The 17,053-nt window shown below is 40.5% G+C and carries 16 protein-coding genes and 1 pseudogene; all 17 read left to right on the top strand.

The window, feature by feature from the left end; translation table 11 throughout:
- Positions 1–191: 191 nt before the first annotated feature.
- On the top strand, positions 192–497 hold the full coding sequence (gatC, locus tag FFM67_RS02120; RefSeq protein WP_137613023.1) for an Asp-tRNA(Asn)/Glu-tRNA(Gln) amidotransferase subunit GatC: 306 nt from the start codon (positions 192–194) through the stop codon (positions 495–497).
- Entirely contained in the window at positions 497–1,966 is a 1,470-nt protein-coding gene (gene gatA, locus FFM67_RS02115; protein ID WP_137613022.1) for an Asp-tRNA(Asn)/Glu-tRNA(Gln) amidotransferase subunit GatA, read from the top strand. Before gatC ends, gatA begins: the two co-directional genes overlap by 1 nt.
- Entirely contained in the window at positions 1,966–3,396 is a 1,431-nt protein-coding gene (gatB, locus tag FFM67_RS02110) for an Asp-tRNA(Asn)/Glu-tRNA(Gln) amidotransferase subunit GatB (protein ID WP_137613021.1), read from the top strand. The genes gatA and gatB overlap by 1 nt, the downstream gene beginning before the upstream one ends.
- A gap of 266 nt (positions 3,397–3,662) precedes the next feature.
- Positions 3,663–4,682, top strand: coding sequence for a diacylglycerol kinase (locus tag FFM67_RS02105; protein WP_137613020.1), 1,020 nt, complete (start codon positions 3,663–3,665; stop codon positions 4,680–4,682).
- A 275-nt stretch (positions 4,683–4,957) separates the two neighbouring features.
- Entirely contained in the window at positions 4,958–6,319 is a 1,362-nt protein-coding gene (gene rlmD / locus FFM67_RS02100; protein ID WP_174784453.1) for a 23S rRNA (uracil(1939)-C(5))-methyltransferase RlmD, read from the top strand.
- A gap of 3 nt (positions 6,320–6,322) precedes the next feature.
- Positions 6,323–6,451, top strand: a complete 129-nt coding sequence (locus FFM67_RS12495; RefSeq protein ID WP_071862763.1) for a hypothetical protein — start codon at positions 6,323–6,325, stop codon at positions 6,449–6,451.
- Positions 6,452–6,490: 39 nt separating this feature from the next.
- Positions 6,491–6,889 carry a hypothetical protein gene (locus FFM67_RS02095; protein ID WP_137613067.1) on the top strand — a complete coding sequence of 133 codons (399 nt, stop codon included), beginning with the start codon at positions 6,491–6,493 and terminating at the stop codon, positions 6,887–6,889.
- Between the two features lie 50 nt (positions 6,890–6,939).
- Positions 6,940–7,608 (top strand): annotated as a pseudogene (locus FFM67_RS02090) (2,3-bisphosphoglycerate-dependent phosphoglycerate mutase).
- A gap of 29 nt (positions 7,609–7,637) precedes the next feature.
- On the top strand, positions 7,638–8,234 hold the full coding sequence (locus FFM67_RS02085; RefSeq protein WP_137613018.1) for an HAD-IA family hydrolase: 597 nt from the start codon (positions 7,638–7,640) through the stop codon (positions 8,232–8,234).
- 104 nt (positions 8,235–8,338) lie between these two features.
- On the top strand, positions 8,339–8,722 hold the full coding sequence (locus FFM67_RS02080) for a DUF1149 family protein (RefSeq protein ID WP_137613017.1): 384 nt from the start codon (positions 8,339–8,341) through the stop codon (positions 8,720–8,722).
- A 256-nt stretch (positions 8,723–8,978) separates the two neighbouring features.
- Positions 8,979–10,370 (top strand): L-cystine transporter, encoded by a 1,392-nt coding sequence (locus FFM67_RS02075; protein ID WP_137613016.1) that lies wholly within the window; start codon positions 8,979–8,981, stop codon positions 10,368–10,370.
- A 238-nt stretch (positions 10,371–10,608) separates the two neighbouring features.
- Complete coding sequence (locus FFM67_RS02070) at positions 10,609–10,980, top strand: VOC family protein (protein ID WP_137613015.1); 372 nt, start codon at positions 10,609–10,611, stop codon at positions 10,978–10,980.
- A gap of 31 nt (positions 10,981–11,011) precedes the next feature.
- Positions 11,012–11,740, top strand: a complete 729-nt coding sequence (locus FFM67_RS02065) for a metallophosphoesterase family protein (protein ID WP_137613014.1) — start codon at positions 11,012–11,014, stop codon at positions 11,738–11,740.
- A gap of 146 nt (positions 11,741–11,886) precedes the next feature.
- Entirely contained in the window at positions 11,887–12,780 is an 894-nt protein-coding gene (locus FFM67_RS02060; protein ID WP_137613013.1) for a DMT family transporter, read from the top strand.
- Between the two features lie 89 nt (positions 12,781–12,869).
- Entirely contained in the window at positions 12,870–15,050 is a 2,181-nt protein-coding gene (locus FFM67_RS02055; RefSeq protein WP_137613012.1) for a Tex family protein, read from the top strand.
- Positions 15,043–15,492: a SprT family protein gene (locus FFM67_RS02050; protein WP_137613066.1), complete on the top strand. Its 450-nt coding sequence runs from the start codon at positions 15,043–15,045 to the stop codon at positions 15,490–15,492. Before FFM67_RS02055 ends, FFM67_RS02050 begins: the two co-directional genes overlap by 8 nt.
- Positions 15,493–15,595: 103 nt before the next feature.
- On the top strand, positions 15,596–16,930 hold the full coding sequence (gene murC / locus FFM67_RS02045; RefSeq protein WP_137613011.1) for a UDP-N-acetylmuramate--L-alanine ligase: 1,335 nt from the start codon (positions 15,596–15,598) through the stop codon (positions 16,928–16,930).
- Positions 16,931–17,053 lie beyond the last annotated feature (123 nt).

Here is a 17,053-nt window from a genome sequence, read left to right as displayed (position 1 = left end):
CAATCAGAAGATTGTTGACGATTCTATTAATGAACGAGTATTATAAACAAGCGTAAAGTCTGAAGAAATCTGTCTTTTTATACATTTTTTTTGAATTGTACAACTTTTCAAAAAATTTCAAGAAAAAAGACGTGAATTCTAACAGAGTTATGATAAAATGATTGAAAATTGACAAAAGAAAGAGGGATATTATGGCAATCAATGAAGAACAAGTGAAACACGTAGCAAAACTTGCGAAACTTTCTTTTTCAGATGATGAATTGACCGGTTTTACCGATCAATTAGGAAAAATAATCGATATGGTGGAACAACTTGGGGAAGTGGATACAGAAGGTGTAGCCTTTACTTCAAACGTGTTAGAAACAATTAACGTCATGCGAGAAGACGTAGCCACAGAAGGCTGGTCACGTGATGAATTAATGAAAAACGTCCCGGAAAGTGAAGATGGGTTCATTAAAGTTCCGGCAATCATTGACAACGGAGAGGCTGGTGCATAATGGAAAAATTATTCGATAAATCAATTGAAGAACTACACAGTCTGCTCGTTTCCAAAGAAATCACAGCGACTGATCTAACAAGCGAAACCTTTGATCGAATCAAAGAAACTGAAACAGAAATCGATGCTTTTATTACATTGAATGAAGAAAAAGCGATGGAAATAGCAAAAGCTGTCGATGCGAAGGGGATTACTGAGGAAAATCCATTAGCGGGTATTCCAATCGGAATTAAAGACAATATTGTAACTAAAGGGATCTTAACGACTGCCGCATCGAAAATTTTATCAAACTTCAATCCAATCTACGATGCGACCGTCATGGAAAAAGTTTATAGCTCTGACTTGATTCCAGTTGGGAAATTGAATATGGATGAATTCGCGATGGGTAGCTCTAGCGAAACTTCTTATTTTAAGAAGACAAAAAATGCGTGGGATCAAACAAAGGTTCCCGGTGGTTCTTCAGGCGGTTCTGCAGCAGCAGTGGCCGCTGGTGAAGTACCGGTTTCTTTAGGGAGCGATACCGGTGGTAGTATCCGCCAACCCGCTGCCTTTAACGGAGTCGTTGGGTTGAAACCAACCTATGGCCGCGTGTCACGTTTTGGTTTGATTGCCTTCGCTTCATCATTAGACCAAATTGGACCATTCACTCGGACTGTGAAGGACAATGCACTGGCTTTGAATGCAATCAGTGGCTATGATGCCAAAGATGGCACTTCTGCTGGTGTTTCAGTTCCTGACTTTGCGGCAGGGTTGACTGGTGACATTAACGGCATGAAAATTGCGGTTCCAAAAGAATTTATGGCTGAAGGAATCGAACCAGGGGTCAAAGCAGCGATTGTTAAAGCAGTTGAGACCTTTAAAGCTTTAGGTGCGACGGTTGAAGAAGTCAGCTTGCCTCACTCAAAATATGGGGTAGAAGTTTACTATATTATTGCTTCCTCTGAAGCGAGCTCAAACTTGCAACGCTTTGACGGCATTCGTTATGGATTCCGCTCAGAAGACGTGCAAAATCTAGAAGATGTTTACGTGAATACACGGACAGAGGGTTTTGGGGATGAAGTTAAACGTCGGATCATGTTAGGGACATTCTCTCTTTCTGCCGGCTATTACGATGCCTACTTTAAGAAAGCCGGACAAGTTCGGACGTTGATCAAACAAGACTTTGACAAAGTATTTGCAGATTACGATCTAATCATCGGCCCAACCTCACCAACGGTTGCTTTTGGTATTGGTGAGAATATCAATGATCCAATCACGATGTACATGAATGATATTTTGACGATTCCCGTCAACTTAGCCGGTCTGCCAGGGATGTCTGTTCCAGCTGGATTTTCAGAAGGATTACCAGTCGGCTTACAAATCATCGGAAAACACTTTGATGAATCAACCATGTATAAAGCAGCCTATGCATTTGAACAAGCAACTGATTTCCATAAACAAAAACCAGTGATTTTAGGGGGGGACAAATAATGAATTTAGAAACAGTCATTGGACTTGAAGTCCATGTGGAATTAAAAACAAACTCTAAAATCTTTTCACCAGCGCCCGCTCACTTTGGTGCAGAAGCCAACACGAATACAAACATTATCGACTGGGGTTATCCAGGTGTTTTACCAGTTATGAATAAAGCGGCGATCGAGTTTGGGATGAAAGCAGCACTAGCGTTAAATTGTGAAATCTCAAAAAATATGCACTTCGACCGTAAAAACTATTTCTACCCAGATAATCCGAAAGCCTACCAAATTTCTCAATTTGATGAGCCAATCGGGCATGATGGCTGGATCGAGATTGATGTGAACGGTAAAAAGAAAAAAATTCGGATCGAACGGGTACATTTAGAAGAAGATGCCGGAAAAAATATGCACGGGATCGGCGGCTATTCCTATGTCGACCTGAACCGTCAAGGAACACCCTTGATTGAAATCGTCTCTGAAGCAGATATGCGCTCACCAGAAGAAGCGAACGCTTATCTAGAAGCGTTACGCTCAATCATCCAATTTACTGGTGTTAGTGATGTGAAGATGGAAGAAGGCTCCATGCGCTGTGACGCCAATATTTCTTTACGCCCTTACGGACAAGAAGAATTTGGAACGAAAACCGAATTAAAAAACTTGAACTCCATTAGCTTCGTGAAAAAAGGTCTTGTTTTTGAAGTTCAACGTCAAACGAAAGTCTTACTTTCTGGCGGGACGATCCAACAAGAAACACGCCGTTATGATGAAGGTACGAACAAAACTATTTTAATGCGTGTCAAAGAAGGATCAAGTGACTATCGTTACTTCCCAGAACCAGATATTCCACGTTTTGAGATTGATGATGAATGGATTGAAAAAGTTCGGGTATCACTACCGGAAATGCCAGCGTCACGTCGCAAACGTTACGTGAATGAACTTGGGTTGCCTGAATATGATTCAATGGTTTTAACGCTAAGTCGTGAAATGTCGGACTTCTTTGAAGATACATTGAAAGAAGGCGCCGATGCTAAACAAGCTTCGAACTGGTTGATGGGTGAAGTATCCGCTTATTTAAATAGTGAAAAATTAGAATTAGCAGAGACAAAATTAACGCCGAATAATTTAGCCGGCATGATCAAATTAATTGCTGATGGTACGATTAGCTCAAAAATTGCGAAAAAAGTCTTCCGTGAGTTGATCCAAAACGGCGGCGACGCAAAAGAAGTTGTTGAAGCAAAAGGCTTAGTTCAATTGTCCGATCCGGCTCAACTGTTGCCAATGATCAACGAAGTGCTTGATAACAACGAACAATCCGTGGAAGACTTCAAGAACGGGAAAGATCGCGCAGTTGGTTTCTTAGTCGGACAAATTATGAAAGCAACGAAAGGAAAAGCCAATCCTGGTGTCGTAAACAAATTACTTCAAGAAGAATTAGCAAAACGGTAAAGAATTTAGTTTTATTTCAAGAAAATAAATAGCTTAATATGAACAAGGATGTCAGTTCCACTTTGGGCTTTAGCTCATTTAGCGGAATGATATACGGCGTGAAAATATGATTGATTTTTCGTAAGAAAAATGAATACCTTAATATGAACAAGGATGTCAGTTCCACTTTGAGCTTTAGCTCATTTAGCGGAATGATATACGGTGTGAAAATAAGATTGATTTTTCGTGAGAAAAATGAATACCTTAATATGAACAAGGAGCGAATCATGGAAAGAGCACGATTGATTTATAATCCAGTTTCTGGAAAAGAGATCATGCGCAATAATTTGGCGGATATCTTGGATGCCATTGAAAAAGCAGGCTATGAAGCCAGTGCTTTTGCTACGACTCCGGAACCCGATTCAGCAAAAAATGAGGCGACCCGCGCGGCGAAAGCTGGTTTTGAACTAGTAGTAGCCGCAGGCGGAGATGGCACGATCAATGAAGTGGTCAATGGGATCGCAGGCCTAAAAAAACGTCCCAAAATGGCGATTATACCTGCCGGCACGACCAACGACTACGCTCGGGCCTTAAAAGTTCCTCGCAGCAATGTAAAAGCCGCGGCGGAAGTCATCCAGAAACAGCAGACAGTCAAAATGGATATCGGTAAAGCGGCGGACACCTATTTTATTAATATCGCAGCTGGTGGTTCTTTAACCGAGTTAACCTACGAAGTCCCTTCTGAGTTAAAAAGCATTTTTGGCTACTTAGCGTATTTGGCGAAAGGCGCTGAAATGTTGCCTCGAATCAAGCCGACTAAAATGCGGTTAGTTTACGAAGGCGGCGAATACGAAGGCAATGCTTCGATGTTTTTCTTAGGCCTGACGAATTCTATCGGTGGCTTCGAAACGATTGCCCCAGATGCAAAATTAGACGATGGAAAATTTTCATTGATCGTTGTTAAAACAGCAAACCTGTTCGAAATCGTTCGATTGATTACCCTTGTCTTAAATGGTGGTAAGCATGTGAATGATTCGAAGGTTCTTTATGTTAAAACCAGCTTTTTAGATGCTAGTCTGATTGATACAGACAAAAAAATGATGATTAATTTAGACGGCGAGTATGGTGGCGATGCACCAATGCGTTTTGAAAATCTGCATCAGCATATTGAGTTTTACGCGAATACCGATGAGATCGATGACAACGCCATTTTAGGAACCGTTGATCCAGAGGAAAAAGAAGCGGGAATTGAATTCGTTAAGGAATTTGAGAAAATTAAAGACGAAGATCTTAATCAAGATGAATAGATAAGAGGAGAACCTGTGACAAAAGAATTGTCACAGGTTCTCTTTACGAATAAACGGAGTTCCGTTAGTGGCTTCGGCGTATTAATTAAAACCAAAATTTTTGTCACGACTTCACTGATTATTCTTGTATGAAGAATAGAGCCTGAGTGAGGTTTTGCGAGAAAAGAAAACTGTTAGATTCTTACAAAACTCTTAATGAGGAAAAATAGCATGTTACCTTGCTTTTTTTGCTTGAATTCATTATGATAGGTGAATCAGTCTTAAAGGAGAATACAATGACGATAGAAAAAAATCAAACCTACACAGTGACAATCGATGACCTGTCTTACGAAGGGTTAGGTGTTGCACATATCGAAGGATTCCCACTCTTTGTTGAAAATGCGTTACCAGATGAAAAGGTGACGATCAAAGCAGTCAAAGTCGGCAAAAAATTCGGCTATGGAAAAGTTATGGAACGTTTCAATGACAATCCTGAACGGCAAGAAGTAAAAGACTTAGACTTATTAAGAAGCGGAATCGCACCTTTGAGCCATATGACCTATGACTATCAGCTGCGTTTCAAACAAGAACAAATTCAAAATGTGCTGAAATCAATCGCTAAGATGCCAGACCTTCCGGTTGAAACTACTTTAGGGATGAAAGATCCTTTTGGTTACCGTAACAAAGCACAGATCCCAGTCCAAAAAGTTGAAAACAAATTGACGACGGGCTTTTATCGTAAAAATTCTCATACGTTGCTACCGATCGAAAACTATTTGATCCAAGATCCAGCGATCGACCAAGCAATCCTCACTGTGCGAGACATCTTGCAACGTTTTAACGTAAAGGCCTACAACGAACGAGACAATACCGGTTTCATTCGGCATATTGTAATTCGCCGCGGGCATTATAGCCATGAAATGATGGTGATTTTAGTGACGCGCACCGAGCGTTTCTTTAAAGGTGTGGAAATCGCAGAAGTGATCAAAAAAGAATTGCCTGAAGTCGTTTCAGTTATTCAAAATGTCAATCCAGAAAAAACCAATGTCATTATGGGACGTGAAGAAAAAGTCTTGTTGGGCAAGACGACGATCGATGATACATTGCTAGGAAAAACATATCGGATTTCGTCCCAGTCATTTTATCAAGTCAACACCGAGCAAACCGAAGTATTGTACCAAATTGCAATTGATTTGGCTGATTTGAACAAAGAGGACATTGTAGTAGATGCTTATTGTGGAATCGGGACGATTGGGTTGTCATTAGCGGAAAAAGTCAAACATGTTTACGGCGTGGAAATCGTTCCTCAAGCAATCGAGGATGCGAAAGCCAATGCGAAACGCAATGGGATTGAAAATGCCAACTATGAAGTCGGTAAAGCTGAAAAAATTATGCCGCGCTGGGCTCGTGAAGGCATTGAACCCTCTGTTGTGTTTGTGGATCCACCAAGAAAAGGCTTGGATGAAAAATTCATTGAGGCTTCCGTGGCTGCAAATCCAGAAAAAATTGTTTATATCTCTTGTAACCCAGCGACATTGGCGCGGGATCTGAAAAGATATGAAACGTTTGGTTATCAGGCAGTAAACGTTCAACCAGTTGATTTATTCCCTCAAACCCATCATGTGGAATCAGTCACCTTATTAGTAAAGGCGGTGTAAGGAATGAATCAAAAAGAAAAAATGTTAGAAATCATTAAAAATAAACAAGGCGGCGGACGTTCGAAGAAAATGGAAACACCTAAGAACGACCGCAAAAACATGCGCAAAGGGCCGAAAATCTTTAATAAGTAAGCAATTTTGAAGGGAGCATTTTTGTTGGGAAATCGTTGGATGCAGCGCCTAGTCAATGTGTATCAAAAGTACGCGTATTTGATGCGGGGACGCTATGGTAGGCTGGACCAAATCAATAAAGCATTGCTGATCGTTTGGGCAGTCTTTACGATCTTTGATCATTGGATCCCTTATTCTATCGGAAACATCATTGCTTTAGTAGCATTGGTACTCATCTTTTATCGCTTCTGTTCAAAGAAAATTTACCCTCGCAGCAATGAAAACCAAAAATTTATTCTGTGGCTCAATCGAGTGAAGGATTTTTTCAAAGGCAAGAAAAGTCCCTATACGTATTTTAAGTGTCCAGAGTGCAAACAAAAAATGCGGGCACCTAAAGGTCGCGGAAAAATTAAAGTGACGTGTAAAAATTGTCATACGCAATTTGTTAAAAAGGTCTAGTTTCTAAAACTAGGCTTTTTCTGTTATCCTAACAAAGAGAAGGTGAGTAGATGAACTTAATTTTGGTTCGCCACGGCGAAAGTGAAGCAAATTTTGAAAATTATTGGACAGGCTGGTTGGATGTTAATTTAACGGATCGAGGGATTCAGCAAGCTAAAGACGCAGGTAAGAAAATCAAGGAAGCTGGTTTACTAATCGACGTCGCTTATGAGTCCGTTCTGAAGCGCTCTATCAAAACGGCTAAAATGATTTTAGCTGAAGCGGATGCCAGCTTTGTTCCGGAATATAAGACATGGCGCTTAAATGAACGGCATTATGGCGCATTGGTAGGGAAAAATAAAGAGCTGATTGCCCGTGATTTTGGGGCTGTTCAAGTTAAAAAATGGCGACGCGGCTTCGACGAGGTGCCTCCTTTAACACAGGATAATCATTTTGATCGTCGCTATGATCAGCTGGATCCGCGTTTGATTCCTACCGGCGAAAGTTTGCATATGACTTCAAAACGTGTTCGTCCGCTGTGGTAAGATCAGTTGGCGCCGGAGTTATTAGCGAAAAAAACAGTTTTGGTGTGTGGACATGGCAATAGTCTGAGGGCACTCGTTCAGTTTTTAGAGAATATTCCAACTGATCAGGTGGATCAGATCGATATTCCCAATGCTACACCGCTGGTTTACAGATTTGATCGAAACCTACAAATCGAAGAAAAAATAATTTTATAAAAATATTATGTTAATTAGGAAGGCGCAACATGAATTATATTTGGGATTTTGATGGGACGTTGTATGATACATACCCGATGATGATTAAAGCATTAATGAAAACGTTCAAGGAGTTTAATTTACCGCAAGAAGAAGAGAAGGTCTATCGGAAAATCAAGGAAGACTCTATTCATCAAATGATTATCGATTGGAAGCTGCCGGTACCGACTTTTGATGAAACCTATCATTTATACGAGGCGCAAAATATGGATCAATCCCTTCCTTTTAAAGAGACAAAGGAAGTGTTAACAGGGTTAAAAGCGACTGGCGGTCAGCACTTTATTTTGACTCACCGACAAATTTCCGCAACATGGAAATTGTTAGAGCGAGATGGCCTAGATTCATTGATCACTGAGGTGGTAGGCAGTGATTCTGCTTTTCCTCGTAAGCCAAATCCTTCGGCAATTAATTATTTTATTGAAAAGTATCAGCTGGATAGAAAGCAGACCTTTATGATCGGTGATCGGAAGCTAGATATTGAAGCAGGAAATAATGCTAAAACTAACACTGTTTTTTATGATTTAGATCATTTTAAGCAAGAGATTAACGCTACGTATCGGATAAATAATTTGAAAGAAATGCTATAAATTTATGTCGGTGAAAGCTATAATTAAATGAAAGATGGTTGCTCCAATCTAATTTTTAACATAAAAATTAGATGAACAGCTTTCATACTGATAGGAGGTGCGAAATGGAATTAAAACGGGATCAAGAGGTTGTAGAATCCTTTAATTATGGATTGCCTCCAAGGGATCAAAAAGTCGAACAGAAATTATTAATCAATTTTAGCCCATTGGAGGCAACGGATCCGGCCTATCCTGCCGAAAATAGCATCATGGGCGTTCGAATCGAATTTGTTCTTCCGTTTGAAGAATTTATTATTGGCGGTGTCTTGTCGCAAGTGATTCATGTGATTGGTCGTAAAGTCAATCAAAAGAGTGATTTGACTGAAGCGGAAGCCAATGAGATGATTCGACCTATTTTAAATTTGATTGAGCGAATGGTCTATGAGATTACCGAGATTGCTTTAGATAAACCCGGCGTTAAAATTAATTTTTCGTCTAATACAATTTAATTAGTCATTTTTTCCGACTGGAGGGATGTTTAAGTTTCTTAGATATCCTTCCAGCCGGAATTTTTCTTGAAAATTTTCTTGTAATAGTACTTTTTATAAGACAGATTATTTTATCTGAGTTATACTAAAAAAGTCACTAAAATATTGGACTTGCGCAATCATATTTTAGGGTGTTTCATTGAAGAATGGACACCGGGAACCTTTACTTCCTTTGACAGACTTGTCATTATAGAAAGTTATTTTAAGGAGGAATACAATGACAACTCTGTTCACTGTATTAGTGATCTTAGTATTCGTTGCGTTGCTTGTGGCTTTCTACCAAATGCAAAAAAGACATGTGAAATTTTCGAATCGAGTGTTTGCTGGATTAGGCGCCGGAATTATTTTTGGCGGAATTTTACAATTACTTTTAGGTAATGGTAGCAAAATCATTTCTCAAGCGATGGAATGGATCGGGATCGTCGGTAATGGTTATATTTCTTTATTACAAATGTTAGTTATGCCGCTAGTTTTCATTTCTATCGTAGGTGCTTTTACGAAGATGAAATCCAGTAAGAAACTGGGTAAGATTAGTGTGAACGTTCTAGTTACACTATTAGCAACGACGGCAATCGCTGCTTTGATCGGTATCGCAGCGGTGATGCTCTTCAATTTAGACGGAGCAACTTTCACTAAAGGAGCAGCAGAAACTGCTCGGATTAAAGAGTTGGCTGATCGTCAAGAGATGGTTCAAAACTTCTCAATTCCGCAACAAATTTTATCTTTCATTCCAACAAATGTTTTTGCTGACTTCGCAGGAACACGCCCAACAAGTACTATCGGCGTGGTTATTTTCGCGGCTTTTGTAGGGATCGCCTTTTTAGGAGTTCGCCGCAAGGCACCGAAGGAAGCAGAATTTTTTGCAAACTTGATTGAAAGCTTATATAAAATCGTCATGCGTATCGTTACGTTAGTTTTGCGCTTAACTCCTTATGGGGTATTCGCCTTAATGACCAACGTTTTAGCAACAAGTGATTTTGAAGCAATTGTCAACTTAGGGAAATTTATTTTGGCTTCTTATAGCGCTTTGATCGTCGTTTTACTTGTTCACTCACTTATTTTACTAGGTGTTAGAGTCAATCCAATTAATTTCTTTAAAAAGGCTTTTCCAGCTTTGAGTTTTGCCTTTACATCACGTTCAAGTGCCGGAACGTTGCCGATGAATATTGAGACACAAACAAAAGCATTGGGCGTAGATGAAGCAACCGCAAATTTTGCCGGAAGCTTTGGTATTTCGATTGGTCAAAATGGCTGTGCCGGGGTTTATCCAGCGATGTTAGCTACAATCGTGGCACCAACCGTTGGTATCAACGTGTTTGATTTGAAATTCATTATTATGTTAATGGCAATTGTAACGATCAGTTCATTTGGTGTAGCTGGAGTCGGTGGTGGTGCAACCTTTGCATCATTGATCGTACTGGGAGCCATGAACTTGCCGGTTGCTATCGTAGGATTAGTAATTTCAGTTGAACCAATGATTGATATGGCTCGGACAGCAGTCAATGTCAGCGGCAGCATGGTCGCCGGTGTGGTAACCAGCTCGCGGATTCATGACTTAGATCGAGAAATATTAGAAGATAAAGACGCTTCAATCGAAGTGAATCAATAATAAATTATCAAAAGCTTGGTATGCGCGACCAAGCTTTTTTTGTTAGTCCGACTTTTCACCGTTTAGGTTAGTTTGGGATGAATGGCCCACTTTATAAGTAAAACTGTAGTAAAAGCTAGTTAGTTCAAAATGTTCAATGAAGAATTCAATTTTTTCTTACTAAGTATTCGCATCAAAGCGCGCACTTTGTTATATTGAGTGTATTAGAATTTAAGATTAATTTTTGGGAGTGAATCATTTGTTTAACGAACAAGTAAAAGTGATTTTATATGCGGATGATGTGAAAAAGGCGAGTGCTTTTTGGCAAAGCTTAGGTTTCATTGAACTAAGTTTTGAAGAGTTGGATGGTTCGCAAGTAGCGGAAGTGGCAATGAGTGAGACGAGTACGACGCATTTAGTCATTTATGATCGTGCATTTATTCAAAAGAATGACGATGAAGCGACGGAACCTTCGCCAGCATTAATTTTTGGTAGTGATGATATGATTAGTTTGTATAAAAAATTACAAACGGTGGGTGTTCAACTTGGCGATTTGACACAAATTGGCGAGGAATACATTTTCAATTTTGTGGATACAGATGGAAATTATTTTGTGGTCTCTGGTAACTAAAGCGGTCTTCGATTGAGAGGGGCGAATGGGAATGGATCAAGTATTTGTGATTGGTGATGTTCACGGAGAATATGAGTTGTTTCAAGAAATTTTGAAAAAGTTTGAGCCAGCCAAACAGCAGTTGATTTTGATTGGTGATTTAAATGATCGCGGACCGCAAAGTAAAGAGTGCTGGCTTTTAGGGATGGAACTTGTTGAGAAATACCATGCAGTTTATTTACGAGGAAATCATGAAGAATACTTCTTAGATTTTATGGAGAAACCGGAAGATTGGTTTCCAAGTTATCTCTATAATGGCGGAAAAGAAACGATTGAAAGCCTATTACATACGGGGGCGACGCAGGAATATTCTCCGACTGAGATTGCTATGATGATCCGTAGCCGCTACAAAAAGTTACTGACCTTTTTAGCAGAGCGGCCATTTTACTGCGAATGGGGAAAGTATCTGTTTGTGCATGCGGGAGTGAATTTAACTAAAGATTGGCATGAGACTTCCTTGCAGGATTTTTTATGGATTCGCGAGCCTTTTCACGAAGGAAAAAACAAAACTGGTAAAACAATCGTCTTTGGACATACGATCACTCCGATGCTTTACGGGGACATGCAGACGACAGCTTTGTGGCAGTCGGATAATAAGATCGGTATTGACGGTGGAGCGGTTTTCGGTGGGAGTCTTCACGGGGTTATTTTTGATCAAACAGGCTTGGTGGCTGATTATGAATTGCCTAATTTAAAAGGACCGTGGCAGCCTGATTTTTAATAGTGGATTATTAAAGAGGCGAGATTCGTTTTGAATCTCGTTTTTTTCTGGATTTAGACTAATGATGGGTGAGGTGAAGTAACTCCTCAGAGGTGGTTGTAACTCACCCACTTAGATGACATAGTATTTTATTAAAGGAGGAGCGTATGTCAGAAACAGTGAAAGGGCACTTGTCGGCGGGGGTAACGGTAGTTATTTGGGCGCTGACATTTATTTCTACTAAAGTGTTGCTGGTAAATTTCTTGCCGATTGAGATTTTATTTATTCGTTTTCTGATTGGTTTTTTCATCTTGACCATGGCGTCACGGAAGTTCATTCCTTTCAAAGGCTGGAAGCAAGAATTTCTTTTTATGACAGCGGGTTTGTTTGGGGTCTTTTTATATTATTATTTAGAAAATGTGGCGCTGACGTATACCTTAGCGATGAATGTCGGCGTGATTGGTTCCATCAGTCCATTTATGACGGCTTTGATCAGCCGGTTTGTTTTGAAGGAAGGAACGATCCCGCGTGTTTTCTTGTTAGGTTTTGTTTGTTCCATGATTGGTATTTCGTTGATCAGTTTTTCGGGTTCATTAAATGTCAACCCGATTGGAGACGGCTTTGCACTGCTGGGGACTGTTTGTTGGGCGTCATATTCGTTATTGATCAAAAGAATCAGTGGATCGGGCTATTCGACGATTTCGATCACACAGCGGGTCTTTTTTTACGGCTTGTTGTTTATGTTACCAGTCTTTCTTTTGAGTGTGGATCATTTTAAGGTTACGCGGCTGACGGAAGTGACTAATCTTGGCAACCTTCTATTTTTAGGGATTGGGGCATCCGCTTTATGTTTTGTCACGTGGAATTTTTCGGTGAAAAATTTAGGGGCTGTACGAGCAGCAGTGTATATTTATACGATTCCGATGTTAACGACTGTTGCTTCAGTCTTGCTTTTAGGGGAAAAATTAACGATTAAAACGGCTACAGGAATTTTGTTGACCTTAATGGGTCTGGTTTTGTCAGAGTTGCCGAACTATTTGCGACAAAAAAGAAAGGGATGAGTCTTGCCCTAGTGATTCAAGGGACAAAAAGCAAACTTCGACGAAATATGATAAAATAGATAAGATTTTGCATGAAATGAGGAAATGAAATGGCAGAGAATTTAAACCAAGAAATCATTCAACTACTGAATAACGAATTGACGGGCTATCGTCCGCAGCAGATTAAAGTAGTATTAACCCTTTTAAGCGAAGGAAACACAGTTCCTTTTATCGCCCGCTATCGGAAAGAGATGACCGGGACACTTGACGAGGTGCAAATTCGTGAAATTGAAGAACGCTATAATTATTTAGAAAATTTAGAAAAGCGCAAGCAGGAAGTTCTACGGTTAATTGACGAGCAAGGCAAGTTGACGCCGGAGTTGGCACAAAAAATCCAACAAGCGGTAAAAATGCAAAAAGTTGAAGACCTCTATCGTCCCTATAAACAAAAACGACGGACAAAAGCGACGATCGCCAAAGAAAATGGCTTAGAACCGTTAGCCGAATATTTGATGAGTTTCCCTCAAACTGGCGATGTTTATGGCAAAGCGGGTGAATTTATCAATGAAAACGTCGCAAGCGCAGAAGAAGCGTTGCAAGGGGCTCATGAGATCGTTGCTGAGCAAATCAGCGACAATCCTGACTTTCGGACGTGGGTTCGTACCTTTACCAAAAATAAAGGGGTTTATCAAAGCAAAGTCAAAGATGCTGAGAAAGATGAAAAAGGCGTCTACGAAATGTATTATGATTTCAATGAACCAATCAACAAGATGGTTTCTCATCGAGTGCTAGCTTCTAATCGGGGAGAAAAGGAAGACGTTTTAAAAGTAGCGATCGTTGTGGAAGAAGAAAAAATCTTTGATTATTTGGAACGTCAATTGATTCAAAACAGTCGCTCGATTACCTCAGAATTTGTCCGTGAAGCATACAAGGACAGCTATAAACGTTTTATTGGGCCTGCGATCGAACGGGAAATTCGCAATGAGCTGACGGAGGAAGCCGACGAGCAAGCCATCAATATTTTTGGCGAAAACTTGCGAAATTTATTGTTGCAACCACCATTGAAGGGCAAAGTTGTCTTAGGTTTTGACCCGGCGTATCGGACAGGTTGTAAATTAGCGGTAGTAGATGCCACAGGGAAAGTCTTAGCAATCGAAGTGATCTACCCCCACAAGCCGGCAGCACAAGCAAAACGGCAAGCCGCGGGTCCAGCTTTCCAATCCTTAATCAAAAAGCACGGTGTTGAAATGGTCGCTATCGGGAATGGGACAGCTAGTCGTGAATCAGAATTATTCGTAGCAGAACAATTGAAACAAATTCAGCAAGAAGTTTTTTATGTGATTGTTAACGAAGCGGGTGCATCGGTTTATTCTGCCAGCGATATCGCTCGAGGGGAGTTCCCGGATCTGCAGGTTGAAGAACGGAGTGCAGTCAGCATAGCTCGCCGCCTGCAAGACCCATTGTCAGAATTAGTTAAGATCGATCCGAAAGCGGTCGGTGTCGGTCAATACCAACATGATGTTTCCCAAAAACGTCTGTCTGACCAGTTGGATTTCGTCGTCGAAACAGCGGTCAACCAAGTGGGGGTCAACGTTAATACAGCGAGTCCGCAATTATTGGCGTATGCTTCTGGTTTGAACAAGACTACGGCTCAAAATATTTTGAATTACCGCGACGAAAATGGCGCCTTCACCTCACGTCCGCAATTAAAGAAAGTGCCACGCTTAGGGCCTAAAGCATACGAACAGGCAATTGGATTCTTACGGATTCCGGACGCAAAAAATATTTTAGACACGACAGCGATCCATCCGGAAAGCTATGCTAGTGCGAAAGAGATTTTGGCTTTAGCCGAGGTTGACTTAAAATCATTAGGTTCACCAGAAGCCACCGAAAAAATTAGAGCCTTAAATGTTGACGAGTTGCAAAAACAATTAACGATTGGGAAAGAGACGATCAAAGATGTTTTGCAAGCCTTATTACAACCTGGTCGCGATATGCGTGATGAAATGCCCGCTCCATTATTACGACAAGATGTCTTGACGATGGAGGATTTACAGACCGGTATGGAACTGCAAGGAACGGTTCGAAATGTAATTGATTTTGGTGCCTTTGTTGATATTGGCGTAAAACAAGATGGCTTAGTGCATATCTCCAAGCTAAGCAAGAACTATGTCAAGCATCCAACCGACGTCGTTTCTGTCGGTGATGTGGTAACCGTTTGGGTCGAAGGTGTCGACACTAAAAAAGGCCGCATCAGCTTAACGATGATCCAAAGTGAAAAAAATGACTAATCAAGAATTGCAAGTGCTCGTCGAAAAGATTTCGCAAGATTCTTTTCGACAGCCTTTCTGTCATAAGGCCAGCTTCAATCGTCGGTTAAAAACCACGGGTGGCCGGTATCATTTGAATAGCCATGACTTAGATTTCAATCAGCTGGTGTATGAGAAGTATGGAGTAGCCGAGTTGATTAAAGTGATCAAGCATGAGCTGTGCCATTATCATTTACATTTGGCTGGGCGAGGGTTTCAGCATAAAGACTTGGAATTCAAGCAGTTATTGAAACAAACGGGTGGATCACGCTTTGCGCCACCATTGGCTGCGGCCACGTATCACGTCTACCAATGCAAAGGTTGCCAGCAAAAAATCAAACGACGTCGCAAAATTAATACCGCTCGCTATGTTTGTGGAAGTTGTCAAGGGAAGCTAGAATTTTTGACTACAATTGAACAATAATGAGTGAGACGCCGGTATAGAGAATAAAAGATTGCTATTTTCAGCGTTTTATATGATAATGTGAACCGCAAACAATTTTGTACATATAAGGAAGAGGATTAAAATGAATAAAAAAGACACACTTTATCATTTTGTTGGAATCAAAGGCTCCGGTATGAGCTCATTGGCTTTAGTTTTACATGAAAAAGGCTTTGATGTACAAGGTTCTGACGTCGAAAAATATTTTTTCACACAACGTGATTTAGAAAAAGCTGGCATTACGATTCTGCCATTTAGTAAAGACAATATCAAAGAAGGTATGACGATTATTCAAGGAAATGCGTTTCCTGATACGCATGAAGAAATCGCTCGTGCGAAAGAATTAGGTCTTGAAATCATTCGTTATCATGACTTCATTGGACAATTCATCCAACCTTACACCAGTATCGCGGTAACAGGGTCTCACGGGAAAACGAGTACGACTGGTTTGTTGGCTCACGTATTAAACGGCTTGGCACCTACTAGCTATTTAATTGGAGATGGTACAGGACACGGTGTTCCAGATGCGACATTCTTCGCCTTTGAAGCCTGCGAATACCAACGTCACTTTTTAGCCTATGCTCCTGATTATGCAATTATGACAAATATTGACTTTGATCATCCTGATTATTTCAAGAGCATTGCCGATGTATTTGAAGCGTTCCAAACGTTGACTTCACAAGTGAAAAAAGGAATCTTCGCATACGGTGATGATGAATACTTACGTAAATTGAAAGCTGATGTACCGGTTTATTATTATGGTTTATCTGACAATGATGACATTCAAGCTCGCAACATCGTTCGTACGACGAATGGTTCTGCTTTTGATGTATATCACGATGAAAAATTCATCGGCCGCTTCGCTGTTCCATCATTTGGTAAGCACAACATTTTGAACGCGTTGTCTGTCATTGCAGTCGCTTATTTCGAAGAGTTAGACATGGATAAGGTTCGAGAAGAAATGTTGACCTTCAATGGCGTAAAACGTCGCTTTACCGAGAAAAAAGTTGCGGACATGATCATTGTTGATGACTATGCCCATCATCCGGCAGAAATCAAAGCAACGATTGATGCTGCACGTCAAAAATATCCTGAAAAAGAATTGATCGCAGTGTTCCAACCTCATACGTTCACTCGGACGATTGCTTTGATGGACGAATTCGCTGAAGCGTTGGATCGTGCCGACCGTGTCTATCTTTGTGATATTTTCTCTTCAGCCCGCGAAACAGCTGGCGAAGTAAAAATCGAAGACCTTGGTGCGAAGATCCAAAAAGGCGGACAAGTTCTAAAAGAAGAAAACATGTCACCACTATTGGACCATGAAAATGCGGTAGTCGTTTTTATGGGTGCTGGAGATGTTCAAAAATTTGAACGGGCGTACGAAGACTTACTAAGCAATACCACCCGCAACGTTTTATAATCTGACTTAAAAAGCTGAGACAAATTGCTGTCTCAGCTTTTTTACAAGTTTTAGTAGGTTAAAACAATCAAATATAGGCTGATGCTAAACCTTTCAATGGTTTTTGAAAATAGAGGGGACAGT

The sequence above is a fragment of the Enterococcus viikkiensis genome (assembly GCF_005405345.1).
GTDB classification, from domain to species: Bacteria; Bacillota; Bacilli; order Lactobacillales; family Enterococcaceae; genus Enterococcus_A; species Enterococcus_A viikkiensis.
The sequence above is the reverse complement of the archived record's forward strand: the minus strand, read 5'-3'. Positions and strand labels throughout refer to the sequence as shown.